Source organism: Rapidithrix thailandica, assembly GCF_039710355.1.
Taxonomy (GTDB): domain Bacteria; phylum Bacteroidota; class Bacteroidia; order Cytophagales; family Flammeovirgaceae; genus Rapidithrix; species Rapidithrix thailandica.
In genome coordinates this window covers 88,440-102,306 of the sequence record NZ_JBDKWZ010000009.1, presented here as the reverse complement: position 1 = coordinate 102,306, position 13,867 = coordinate 88,440, and the positions used below count along the sequence as shown (strand labels likewise).

Sequence of the window (13,867 nt, the reverse complement as noted above, 5' to 3'; positions counted from 1 at the left end):
TGGGTGTTGTACAATAGTGGTTACTGCCCTTTATAATGGTATTCATTTCTTTGAAGTACATTATTTTCATGATCAATTATTTGCTCTAAGCGACCCAACCCGTCGTACTTATAATGAGTAGTTTTCCCATTGGGATCTATCTGAGAGCTTATCCCCACCAATGGCTCATAAGTATACCCATATACCATTGCTGTTGGAAATACCTCTTTTAACTTTTGGTGGATGATTTCAACTTGTGTTTGAGTGGGAGCATTTTCCAAATTACTTAATTCATTGGCAGTAAGTTCACTCAAAATGTCAACATACCGGGCGTTTTCAATTTTAAATACCGGATATGTATATCCATACCCCCAAATATAGGTGGTATACGGTCCCGATTTCACAATATTTCCAGCTGCGTCCTTTTCCAATACTTGCGTAACTTGAACGACCTTTCCTTGTTGGTTATATTGATAATCTACTTGTTTTGAAACAGAAGTACCATCAGGGTATTGAAGTACCGAAAGTGGTACTACAGCCCCCTCAACCTCCGAAGTACTGGTATTATCATACGGAGCCCCATAGAAAACTTCGGTTTTGGACATAGGTTTAGTATTAATTGATTTCACTTGTCTTAATACTTGAGATTGCATATTTCTCGCTTTTAACAAGTCTCTCCCCAATTCATTTTCAGACAAGTCATCAGCATATTGATTGGTAGTAACTACTTCATCACCGGTGCTATTGGTAAAGCGAATTTCAGTAGGTTGAAGGTGTTTGTGGTTTTGAAAAGTATTTATAGTTTTCGTGACATTTACCGTTCCGTCTGCATCGTAATTTTTCACTGTGGTTTTAGTGTTCCGCCAACCTCCTAATTTCATATGATACGTAAAGCGACCGAAGTCACCATATGGGTCATGAAATACACAAGGGGCATCTACTGCGTATTTGACTTTTTTCCAAAAATTAACCCCCTCTTCATACCCAGTATTGAACTTGCTATATGTATACTTTGCTTCTTTTATCAACGTGAACCTATCCAACTTATAATTGTATTTATAGGCCCTTTCACTGGATAACTGCCCCGTTCTCCCCGTCATATCTTGGAGTATAGACCAACCTCCTGGTACACCGGGGTTATAAAATTTCTCTACTCCCGTATATGTATCAAAAGAATAAATGGTTTTTCCATTCGGTACATTATTTTCATCATATTCAATTTTAGTAACAAGATCGTACAAAACATCTGCACCTTTGAAAGAAACCTGGGGATAAACGCTACTGGAAGTATAAACAATTTGATCAGTCTGAGCTAGACATGAACAATCATCAGGTAATGGATTTTTTTTACAATCAATGTGTCTAAAAAAATAAGTACGCCTAATAAAATTGTTATGAAAATCATTATCATTTTGAACAACCTTCCCAACTCCATTTTTCAAAGGATTATATTGGTAAACTTCCTTACTACTCAATTTGCCATCAAAGTTGTAATTGGCTATTTCTTTAACACGAATACCTCCCCCACTTCTAGTTACAAACTGTTGTGCGTTCTTCATCTTCCCAATAATATCTATATAAATCTTAGTCGCAGGGTCATCCTCTACCATTCCGGTTATTTCATATGTACGCCCAGGTTGAAATTTATAACTAACTTCCAGTTTTAGTTCTTTCGTAAAATCACCTGTATGCGTCCAGATAGTTTTTTCTCCGGTCGTTAAATCCGTTAAATGTACTTCTTGTGCATCAATAATAACGGCCCCTGGATTTGTATGAGGAGAAAAAGTAATTCGTAAAGTTCCGCTAAGTGGACTGGCCTTACTTGGATAGGTAAAGCGTTTTGTTTCCTCACTTACTTGTTTTTTTCCTATTCCATATACAGATAAAAATGCTACTTGAAATGATCTGGGAGGCTCAGTAATACTCGACTCATATTTATTGGGTTCAAAAGTAAATATGCTACTTCCTCCTGTAGGGTAGATGATTTTTTCCAACATACCAACCATTATATGGGTGTCCGATGATGTCCGGTCCCCACTTCCTACGTTTTCAGTAGTGAAAAAACCAACACCGTCAACTTTAGGAAAAACATCAGGCAGTAAATCACCGTTGTCTTTGCCATTGTAATACCCCCAATAGTCTTGAGCATAGGAGTTTGTAGAAGGCAAGGGCATAGAATTGTATTCAAATCGATGCGTTTTTTTGACACTTTCCTCTGTTAAACTTTCTTCACTACAAGAATGTAATTTTAACCGATAATCAAATTGGTTAAGTGGATTTGGTGTTGAAAAATACCCATATTCAAATGAAAACTTTTTTACAGGGGTATAAGTGGTATTCTCTTTCTTATACACGATGATAGTGTCCAATGCCGCCCCTTTATAATCTTTTCGCAACGTATTTGCCATGAAGCTTATTTTTCCCTGATTGAATATTATCTCTTTTAATTCCACGTACTGATGATATATCGGAGTGGTAGTTTTTTCTATAGGGTCTGGAGACAATCTAAAGTCACGATCAATTATAGTGTCCATATACACCCTAGAGAAAGTGTCTGATAACTGTCCGGGCTCTGCTGAAGAAGGGGGGGAGGTAGTTTCATAAACAAATTGAATGGAGTCGGTGTTATCTGCTGAAATCATTTTTGTCAAGTACCAAGACTGAACATAAATATCCATAGATGAGTTATCCGGGTCGCTCGCAAATGCCCCCTTTTGTTCAAATTGGTATTTTGTTCCCTCATCATCAGTAATCAAATAGGTATTGTTCTCACTTTTTCTTATAATTTCAATGGCTTCGTAAGGAACTGTGATAAAACCTCCAGATCCTTTTCCATAAATAAACTTCCCTGATTTCGTAGGTAAATTGTATGAAAAGAAGTCTGGATGACTATCCATTAAATTGTTAACATAACTATTTAATTGCCCCCAATCATACAGTTGTTCCAATTCACTTATTGTTACCGATGAGTTCATCCAACCAAAAGGCTCTTCGTCTGGCATTCCCCGCACAGTCCTGGAAATTACCCCTCCAGCATTTAAAGACCACCCTAGGCCTACCCAACTTGCATACTGCGTAACTTTTACCCCTGAAGCATGATAACTTAGACTGATAGGTAGATTTATACTCCCTACCTTCAATTCATATATTGGGATATTGATTTGTGGTGTCCCAGAAACCAAACTGACTGGGTGAGTGCCATATTTATTAAACTCTGCAGCATTAGGTGACAAAGGAATATATGGCGTAAAATCGGTACCCTGAGCCTTCATCAAGGTTGAAGGTACTGTTAAACTGTAAAGTAACAGCAGGTAAAAAATGAACAAAGGTCTGATTTGCATATTTATATATATTATTAAAGTTCTCTCTTTTGTTGGTCTTTAATTTCTTTCGTTAATTTTTATAAATAATAACGTTACACAGTAATGGCACCTACCTAAAAAGCCACCACCCTAATATCCTGTAATTGAAACGATTCAAGGGTCTCTGAAATAATTACACAATTGCTTTTATAGATATGATAACCATAAATAGGCACTCAAGAAAAGCAGTACAATAAATTAATATCTAATAAAATTTATATACCAAGTCATTACCAAGTAACGATAATGACTTGGTATATAAAAACAGACAAGAATAGTATCTAAATTTTATCTTTCAACTCTTCCACTTGTTCTTTTAAGGATTGATTCTCCTTCTGAAGTTTTGTCAATTGTTTGTTCATTTCGATCATATACAACGTCAGTTCTTCTACTTTTTGGAGGAGCTTGGCATCCATCTCGGCTACATCAATACCGTTTTGTTCCACTTCTTTGGCCGAAGGGATGTCTTTCAAATGCTTGTGTTGAAGGATATGCTCTTCTACTTCTTGTAAGGTGGGAAGGGGGTATTCTGCTTCAAATACATAATCTTTCCATGCACCTTCTGCCACATCTACTTTTACCTTTTCAGTACGGATACCCTTGGTTACAAAAAGGTTATAGTCTCCTGATAGCAAACTCGTTCCTATCCCTACTTTACCCGCATTGAAATAAGAATCACCCGTAGAGGTAATACTCACTTTTGGCGCTCCTTGATACGCTAAGTAAAGGCCATCTCCCCTTAACTCTCCATAATTATTCCCCGTTTCTTCATAATTCATAACAAATAGACGGTTGTTTTTCTCTTGGCCATTAATATAAGTCCAACCTTTTTTCGGCATAATAAAGACAGTACCATCGTCATTGGCTCGAAACCTACAATATTGGGCATCCACATTGGAAGAAATGACTAAATCTTGTTTCACATCTAAAAATGCCCTAGGCCATTCAACCCCAATCCCTACCCAACCATTCGGAATAAATTTCATCCAGGGATCAGCCAAATTCCCCTCCGGATTGCTTCCGATATAGCCATAACTCAAGTTTTCACCATTTCCATAGGCCCCAAAGGCAAAGAGCTTTCCTCCTCCGGCTTTGCTAAAGCTGTATTCCCGTCTCCAGCCTCCGGTAACGCCTATATCCATACTGATTCCCATTGGGTATTTGAGGGTGTGCATACTGATTCCTAACGTTCCAATGCTCAGTTGGCTTTTCAAATGCAGACCTCCATCGATATACAACTTATAATCCTCTTTATCGAATACATTGGTACCTATACCTACCTTACCATTGGTGGTGGTATTACCACTGCCTTCTTCGATCCAGGGATCAGGAGTGTTGTCTTGCGCTTGTGCGTAACCGGCTGCTAAAAGCAGTAAAACCCATAATTGTTTTTTCATAGTTGGAATTATTGATTTAGTGTTTATTTCTTTTTTAAATTATCTGTTTACTCCACCACCAATCCCAGTCTTACAATCCAGGGCTCTGCTCTGATGGCGGTGGGGCCACTCCAGGTCAGGTCGCGGAACAAGCCGAAGCTGAACCGTCCTTTATAAAAGACCGGAAAGGCCACTCCTGCTCCGGCCAACAAGGCATTGTTCCAACCGCCTTCTTGGGTGCGCAGGCTTTCGCCTTCCACTTGCAAAAAGGGCAGATGGTTTTCCGGGCGGTACCGTAGGTAGGCGCGCCCTCCGTAAACTTTGTGTTCCCGGCCGTTTTTGTGATTTTTCGCATACAGGAAAGAGGGACCGGCTCCCAATGTCCACACTTTGCCCAGTTTAAATGCCAGGGCCGGGGATAGGTTCAGACTCAACTGCTCGCCCAGTACCATGCCCAGGGTTCCTTCCAGACGTTGCAAGGCCTGGTTCAAAAGAGAAGGGGGCTCGGGCGGATGAAAGCCCGGAATCAACTTGTCTTTGACAGGCATTTTGCCTTTGTACCCGGTGCGAATCACCCAGGGGCTACCGCTCCGGTCTCCGCTTAACCGGTACAAAACCGTGGCCGTCAAGGCAAAGGCTTTACTGAGTTTCAATTCGTAGCCTCCCCCGGCCAACAAACCCGATTGCCAGTGTTTGGAGGCATTGCGCAAGGCTTCGTATTCCACCTGTACATAAGGCGCTTTGCCCAAAAGGTAAAAGCGGGCAAAGGCCCTCAGGCCGTATTCCAGTTGTAAACTATCGCTTTGAAACGTCTCTTTAGAAGCCTGAAAACTGGGCCCTACCCCCAGGGTCAAGGTACTGTCGGGTGACCAGGTGAGCATAGGAGAAGCTTCTATCCGGGGTGGCTTGCCCAGTTGCACCCCCAAGCCTCCTTCCCAACCCAACTGCTTGAGAAAGCGGGGCGGGCGAATCTTACCGATGTCAAACGGTTTTTCTTTGAGCTTGTCCATCCAGCTTTTGTTTTTGCTCGCTCCCAAAGAGGTATGGTACCCCACACGAAACACCCAAGGACTCTTCCGTCCGGTGGCCTGTGGACGGGTGTCCCGCAACAGGCTCAGTTCCAAGCCGGCCAGTTCGCCCAAGGCAAAGCGATACCCGGCACCTGCTAGCATCGTCGAAACGAACCTTCGTTGTTGCAGGCTGTCCTGCCGGCTTATGCCCTCGTATTCTATTTGTAAGAAAGGAGAATTTTCTGAGAAACGGTACTTGCCGTAAAAACGCAATCCGTAATTCACCGTTTCTTCCGTTTCTTTGTCGGCCTTGTGGTATTGGAAACTGGGGCCCAAACCCAGGCTGCTGTGTTTGTTTAAACGGTATTCGATGACCGGAGAGATGGCCACGGCTGCCTGTCCTTCAGCTGAAACAGAGCCGCTGCCGCCAAAACTCCAACGGGTTGTATCCGCTTTGCTATCACCGGATGGGCTTTTGGATTGGACTTTGTTAAGCGATCCACTTCTGTCCAACTTTCCCAAACGAAACCGCAGGGAAGAGCGCACGGTCCAGGAAGACAATTGAGGAACTTCCGCTTTCACCTCTCCCAGGTTTTTCAAGGCTAATACCTGCAAGTCCAAACGCTTGCCCAACGGCATGCGATAACCCAAGCCCAGGTAAGCGGCATTGGTTGGAGGGAAGGAATCCGGAAGAGTGAAAAAGGTACTGGCTTCCAATTGTAGAAAGGGCAATTTTTCATTGGGTAGAACACGCAATACACCCCGGCTGCCCAAGCCTGTCCAACGGGGCTTTTGGTGATAACGCAGCACAGCGGCTGCACCCATTTCCATAAAGGCCCAGGGGCGATAGGTCAGTCCCAGGTGTCCTTCCCGCACTTGGGGTTGTTCATTCAGAAAAGAAACTCCACCTGAAAGACTCCAGTGTTTTTGAAAAGAGGTACTGTCTTGCTGTTGTGCCCAGACAAGAGAAGAGGGAGTCATTGCGAATACGCAAAAACAAAGGGATAGAAATGCTATGTACTTTTTGGGAATCAATGAGTTAGTTGGATTTTTGGTTAATACTCAAAAAACGAATAACCATAAGTTAGTAGAAATACAACGCAAAGAAGCAAAACAATTTTATAGATAACAATACCTATATTGAAAAAGCTACTTTATTTTACCTATGTATTCTGGAGCTCCACCTCATTGTGACTTATTGAATTAGAACTACATAGAAAAGGAAAGAGAAAGAGTAAGGATTGACTTGCCGAATAATAACTAATTTCATTCCGACAAAGCTAATATTTATTTTGGGCACTTCGCACCTTGTTAATCTATCCACCCAGCTTCATCTATTAATTCACTTGAAATTTTCGATATAAAAAGCCCTGAGATTAAAAGAACCTCAGGGCCATCTATCGTGTAATACTGTTTTTATTCTTTCACTTCTGTATTTACCACATTAGAATAGATCCAAAGGGTAGTTATATCTTGTTGGGGATCATTGCAGACCAAGGTGATACTTTTCCGTTGCTTTCCATTCCGGTTGGCACTGCTAAAGGATACTTGGATATCCGTAGATTCTCCCGGAGCCAATTCGGTCTTTTGTAATTTAGGCACTGTACACCCACAGGAAGCTTTGACCTTTCGGATCAACAATGGCGCTTCTCCGTCATTGGTAATGGTAAAATGAGTACTTACCTGCATATTTTGCTGAATATTACCGAAGTCATGAGTCTTTTTGTCAACCCGGAGCGAAGGACGTTTGGCATCCGCAGGCAAGTTGTCAAAGTTTTCTTTGATGGTTGCGCTGAGATTGATCCGTTTGCCGGGTTTTACCAAATCATTGGTTTTTAAAACAAAATGTTCAAAGTTATATCCCCACTCCCCTCTTCTCGAAGCATCGTATGTAACGGAAAGCAACAAGGTATCTTTTGGAGCTAACGTAGATTTGGAAGTTGACACCTTCAAATGTGAAGGAATTTCGGAACCTTCCAAATTGATAGAAACAGGTTTGTCTCCATCATTATAAACAACCGTAGAAGCTTCTTCGCTGCCATTATGCATCACTTCACCATACACCAGATGGGTGGTTTTGAACCGCAAACTTCCTATCTGCATAGGATAAAAATCGTGTGGCCCTTTGTCACGTGGAATGACATTTCCTGAGATCTTTAATACTACTATTTGTGGTTCCCCCGTAGTCTTCACCGTAATGGATTTATTAAATTTTCCAGGTCGTCCTTTGGGATTGTAAGTCGCTTCCACATAGCCGGTCTTTCCCGAATACACCGGAGCTTTACTCCAGGCAGGAGTCGTACATCCGCAAGAAGGGCGTACTTCGGTAAGACTCAGTGCCCCACCTCCCTTATTGGTAAAATTAAACCTCACTGTCACAGGTCCTCCCACCTCTTTCATCTCCCCAAAGTCATGACTCATTTTGTCAAACACTATTTTTCCCTGAGCTTGCAGGTTGAGTATGGTAGCAACAACTATTGTTAAACTTAGCAATAGATTCTTCATCATAATGATTGCTCTTTTTGGTAAAATATATCCGAAAACCGATTTACTTCTTCAACAACGTCTTTACAAACAACACAAAGTTGGATCATATACTTGAGAAGAAGCCAACGATTTATCAAAAATACCTACAAAAGTCCCCCTTTTTCAACAATACTCCCCATTTGCTCTCATATTTTTAATTTTTTTAACAAAATATCCTACCTTCGGCGTCTGAAAAAAAGTAGATCAACAGTCTAAATTGGAAAAGCTCTGTGGCATTGGGTTTGATTAATAGAAATCAGCAAATACTTCCATAAAAAAGGCATATTACTACTATTTTTTTACTGAATAATCCAACTTTTTACTATCATGTGCAGCATTTTTATTGCAACCCCTACGTATACCCGTCACCAAACCATAATTTTAGGAAAAAATATGGACGGCTTGGCCAATGAAGGTCAAGCATTGGTACGTATTCCGGCCTTGCATGCTCCGGAAAACTATCTCACATGCACCCATATCCAAATTCCACAAGCTCAACGAACCTTCGAAATATTGCTGAGTCGAAATTCTCAACATTGGGGTGGAGAAATGGGCATCAATGAGCATCAAGTGGCTATCGCCTGCCAGGAAGTGGAAAGTAAAGTAAAGCGAGGCTCCAAAAGTACGGGATTAACCGGCCCGGATTTGGTCCGTTTAGCCTTGGAACGCAGTACTACCGCACAGACAGCGATGGAAGTCATTACAGGTTTAATAGCCGAATTTAAGCAAACAGGAAGTAATAACAAGGCACAAAATACATTTCTGATAGCCGATAGAAAAGATGCTTTTTTATTGGAAACAGTAGAGAAAGAATGGGCCGCCTTGACCATCCATGGCTTCCATGCCTTAAGTAATACCTTTACGATTGAAAAAAACTTCGATTATAGTAGTAAAAACCTGGTAGAGTTTGCCCAGAAACACAAGTATATCAAGAAAGGAGATACATTTAATTTTGCGAAAGCTTTCGGACCTAAATCCAAAAACACTATCAGAGAACAACTACTTCAAAAGCAAGCACAAAAAGCTGACGGTCAGTTCGATATACGAAATGCCATCACTTTGCTTAGCACTCACCATTTGGACCAAGGGAAATTTAACCCTTCAAAAGCCAATTATAAATGTGCTTGTCGCCATGCTACGGGCCGCATGAACCCTTATCAGACCAACGCCAGTATGGTAGTAGAGTTGAGAACGTCCCAAATTGCCACCACTTGGTATACCGGAACTTCCAACCCTTGCCTTTCTTTGTACAAACCAGTGTACATTCCAGGAAACAACCTATATGAAGGCCTAACTCAAGTACCCGGACCTTTCAAAGACGAGTCGCTATGGTGGCAAGCAGAAATATTTTTCAGGGAGGTTTCCAAAAATTATAAAAGTGCCAAAGCGCTTTTTGAAAAAGAACGCCAACAAATCCAAAAAGAATGGTTAGAAAAAGACCAGATACTTTTACAAAATAAAAATACGAAAGAAGAAGCGTTCACCGAGTTATCCAAAAGTTGTTTGCATAAGCACACTAAGAAGCTGATGGAATGGCAATATCATTTCCGAAAGAGTAAATTAAAAAACGGGCAATTTTCCCCCTTGTATAATTATTATTTGGACTCGCTCAACAAAAAAGTAGTATCCCTCATTTAAAGACCCCTCAAAACCCTTTCGGACTTCTCATAACCCCGGAAGGGTTTTCAGGCATCTCCAATTTAAAAAGATTTCTGCTAGATTTTTCTCTTCACTGAATACTGTGATAATTGCTCACTGAATTCTATGATAAACACAATAGTTATCACAAAAACCCCTCTGCATCAACTACTTATTCCTTTGTTTTTTCTTAATTTCAACCACAAGACAATTCACTCTTGTCAATCCTAAACCTTCCAGGTTTTAAAAACCTGGAAGGTTTAATTTCCTACAGGTTCATATAACTCCTATTCCGATGATGCATACCATCCTTAAGAAAACACTTACAGGTATATTCTACCTCTTAGTATTGCCCGTTCTTTTCTCCTGCTCTTTTCACCCTTCGGAATACTGGATTAGAGTGAATCAAATCGGTTATCCGACGGATGCATTGAAAGTAGCAGTAGTGGCAGGCAAAAGCTCTGTTGCTTTCCAACAAGCTCAGTTAATCGATGTCGAGAGTGGAAAAGTAGTGTTTACCACCCACAAACGAGAGGAAAAAGGGGCATATGGCCCTTTCAGCCATACCTACCGGATCGATTTCAGTGAGTTTAACCAAGCCGGAAAGTACCGGTTGCAAATCGGAAAAACCCAATCCCCGGTTTTTACCATACATGAAACAGTGTATCAGGGTACTGCAGATTTTATGCTCCGGTATATGCGTCAGCAACGCTGTGGATACAACCCCTTTTTACAAGATTCCTGCCATACCCGAGATGGCTATACCCTCTATGCTCCGGTGGCTGACGGGACTCCTATTGATGTGACCGGGGGTTGGCACGATGCTTCGGATTACCTCCAATATGTCGCTACTTCCGCTAACGCTACGTATCAAATGCTCTTAGCATACCAGGAAAATCCACAAGCATTTGCCGATGAGTATTTGGCCAATGGGCTACCGGGTAAAAACGGCTTGCCGGATGTCTTGGATGAGGCCAAGTGGGGATTGGATTGGCTTGTAAAAATGCATCCTAAAGAAGATTGGATGTTTAATCAAATTGCCGATGACCGCGATCATGCAGGCTATCGCCTTCCCAATAAAGATTCGGTGGTCTATGACTTCCCGGAAGGAAGGCCTGTTTATTTTTGTACCGGAGAAGTTCAAGGTGTTTTCGGAAATAAAAACCGTACAACCGGAGTGGCTTCTACAGCAGGAAAATTCAGTTCTGCATTGGCTTTAGGACATCAGATTTTTCAATTTAAAGATCCTGAATATGCCCGAAAGCTATACGAAAGAGCGTTATCCGCATACCAACTGGGAAAAGGCAAACCGGGCCCTTGTCAAACAGCTCCGGGAAAAGCCCCCTACTTTTATGAAGAGGACAATTGGGTAGACGATATGGAGCTCGCAGCCAGTGAACTGTATACCTTGACCCGGCAAAAAAATTATCAAAAAGAAGCCTTGGATTTTGCCCGTCAAGAACCTGTTACTCCTTGGATAGAAAACGATACGGCCCGCCATTACCAATGGTACCCCTTTTTGAATGTAGGTCATTACCGATTGGCTCAACAAACAACAGGGCAATACAAAAAGGAACTCATTGCCTATTACAAAAAAGGAATTGAAACGGTTTGGCAAAGGGCTAAAAACAATGCTTTTTTGCAAGGAACTCCGTTTATTTGGTGCTCCAACAATCTGGTGGCGGCTTTTGCCACACAATGTTACTTGTACAGGCAACTGAGTGGAGACCAATCGTATTTACCCTTGGAAACTGCCAGTATCGATTGGTTGTTTGGCTGTAACCCTTGGGGGACCAGTATGATCATTGGCTTACCGGAAAAGGGTGTTTCTCCGAAAACGCCTCACTCGTCACTTGCCTTTCTGCATCAATATCGCTTAGACGGTGGTTTGGTCGATGGACCTGTATATACCCGGATTTTTCAAAGCCTCAAAGGTATACATCTTGTGGAAGAGGATGAATACGCTGCGTTTCAATCTGACTTATCCGTCTATCACGATGATTTTGGAGACTATTCCACCAATGAGCCTACGATGGATGGAACCGCTAGCCTAATTTATCTACTGTCGGCACTCGCCAAACCACAAAAAAACTTTACACTGGACCATGGGGGAATTATACGTGGAGATACCCAGGAACCTTCTATTGCCTTGTTATTTTCCGGACATGTCTTTGCTGACGGGGCTCAAGAAATCATTTCCGTTTTAGAAAAGCAAGAAGTCAAAGCCTCCTTCTTTTTTACCGGGGATTTTTATAGAAAGCCGGCCTTTCACCCTACCATTCAAACACTCGTTCAAAATGGCCATTACCTGGGTGCTCATTCCGATAAACACTTGCTCTATTGCTCTTGGGAAAACCGGGACAGCCTGTTGGTAAACAAACAGGAGTTTCTTCAGGATTTAAACGATAATTATGAAGCCATGAAGTCTTTTGGAATCAAGCCACAAGTAGCTAAGTACTTTTTACCTCCTTACGAATGGTACAACCGTCAAATCAGTCACTGGGCAAAAGAAGAGGGTATTCAAGTGATCAATTTTTCCCCTGGAACCCGTTCAAATGCCGACTACACAGTCCCGGAAATGGGCAACCGTTATGTATCCGGCGAACAGATTTACCAAAGTATTCTAGACTATGAAGTCCAACATGAAAAGGGACTGAATGGCTTTCAAATGCTTTTGCATATCGGAACCGCCCCGGAAAGGACTGATAAATTTCATCGCAAATTGAATGCACTGATTGGAGAGTTAAAAGCCAGGGGATATGCTTTTAAACGAGTGGACGAACTCTTAAAAAACTAATCCGGAGCCGAAAAAACCTTTCAGGTTTTCAAAACCTGGAAGGTTTAAAAAGCTTCCCTTACTAAAACATAAAACCCTGACTGGTCGCCTTTACCCATGCCATAATCGAAGCGGATGTTCATGTTTTGTCCCTTAATAGGTTGAAACCGCAAACCCATCCCATATACGTATTTCCATTCCGAAAGCCGAAAACCATTCAGGCGGTCACTCACCTCTCCAGCTCCGGTAAATACAACCCCACCTAATCGCCAGAACAACTTTCTACGGTATTCGGCTTGTACATACATTGCTTGTTTATCCAAATAGCGGTTTACATTTTCAATACCGCGTAATCGATACCCTCCTCCGATCCACCATAATTTGTAAAAAGGAATATCATTTCCACTACTGGCGTTTAGTACCCCTTGAAAAGCCAATACATTTTTCTCATTTTGGATGGTCAAATACTTCCGGAAATCCACGACATACGTTGCAAAACGGTAGGAACTACCCAACTCTTTGGGATAATACAGAATTTTAACATCCAGTCGACTTCCTTTGGTAGGATATAACACATCGTCACGGGTGTCCAGCCGTAATACCGGTCCGATTCCCCAAATCAACCCTCCTTCTTTGCCTATTAACGAAGTGGATTCAATCTGCCCATCCTGAGCAAAACCATACAAATGATTGTGTTCAAGATTGAGGTTCAGGCCTACAAAAAGTTGCTCCGTAAGCGGTTTTACCAAATCCGCTTCAATTTTCAAACGCTCTTCCGTATACTCTTCTTTATCTTTGGAAAAGGTACGATTTCCAAGCCCATAAAACACATTGGGAAAATTGCGAAAACCCGCTTTGATAGTATAATTCCAGCCCTTCCGGTTCCAAATATCCCAATCGGTATAGATTTCAAATTGGTTTTTAAGGGAATAAATCACCACCGGGGAAAAAGAAGAAGGCCGGTTAAACCGTGAGCCGGAGTCCGTAGGAGGTTTATTAAACACAAAAAAACCAATCGCCCCAAGTTGCAAGCTCGTTTCGGGAGTATAACTTATGGCCGGATAAAAAGCCATATTGACTTTCTTATAAACTGGGGACGAGGAAAGTGTATCGGTAGTATTTTCCGATGTACCTTGAGAAAAGCCATACCAAGGAAGCAGGCAAAAGCTTAAAAAAAGGATACTTTTCTGTATTGTCATA

Annotated in this window: 7 protein-coding genes; 2 read left to right on the top strand and 5 right to left on the bottom strand. The window is 41.7% G+C overall.

Annotated features, from left to right (window positions below; translation table 11 throughout):
- Nucleotides 1-20: 20 nt before the first annotated feature.
- From AAG747_RS16455 to AAG747_RS16440, 4 genes are all read right to left on the bottom strand, one after another.
- Entirely contained in the window at nt 21-3,320 is a 3,300-nt protein-coding gene (locus AAG747_RS16455) for an RHS repeat domain-containing protein (RefSeq protein WP_346822296.1), read from the bottom strand.
- Nucleotides 3,321-3,622: 302 nt separating this feature from the next.
- On the bottom strand, nt 3,623-4,738 hold the full coding sequence (locus AAG747_RS16450; RefSeq protein ID WP_346822295.1) for a FliH/SctL family protein: 1,116 nt from the start codon (nt 4,736-4,738) through the stop codon (nt 3,623-3,625).
- Between the two features lie 47 nt (nt 4,739-4,785).
- Complete coding sequence (locus AAG747_RS16445; RefSeq protein WP_346822294.1) at nt 4,786-6,708, bottom strand: hypothetical protein; 1,923 nt, start codon at nt 6,706-6,708, stop codon at nt 4,786-4,788.
- 435 nt (nt 6,709-7,143) lie between these two features.
- The gene (locus AAG747_RS16440; protein WP_346822293.1) at nt 7,144-8,235 is read right to left on the bottom strand and encodes a DUF1573 domain-containing protein; all 1,092 of its coding nucleotides are present in this window, start codon (nt 8,233-8,235) and stop codon (nt 7,144-7,146) included.
- 345 nt (nt 8,236-8,580) lie between these two features.
- On the opposite strand from AAG747_RS16440, the gene AAG747_RS16435 reads away from it, so the two are divergent.
- On the top strand, nt 8,581-9,891 hold the full coding sequence (locus AAG747_RS16435; protein ID WP_346822292.1) for a C69 family dipeptidase: 1,311 nt from the start codon (nt 8,581-8,583) through the stop codon (nt 9,889-9,891).
- A gap of 295 nt (nt 9,892-10,186) precedes the next feature.
- A complete protein-coding gene (locus AAG747_RS16430) occupies nt 10,187-12,688 on the top strand; it encodes a bifunctional glycoside hydrolase family 9 protein/polysaccharide deacetylase (protein ID WP_346822291.1) in 2,502 nt (833 codons plus the stop codon).
- A gap of 44 nt (nt 12,689-12,732) precedes the next feature.
- Here AAG747_RS16430 and AAG747_RS16425 read toward each other — a convergent pair whose 3' ends face one another.
- Nucleotides 12,733-13,866 carry a BamA/TamA family outer membrane protein gene (locus AAG747_RS16425; protein WP_346822290.1) on the bottom strand — a complete coding sequence of 378 codons (1,134 nt, stop codon included), beginning with the start codon at nt 13,864-13,866 and terminating at the stop codon, nt 12,733-12,735.
- Nucleotide 13,867 lies beyond the last annotated feature (1 nt).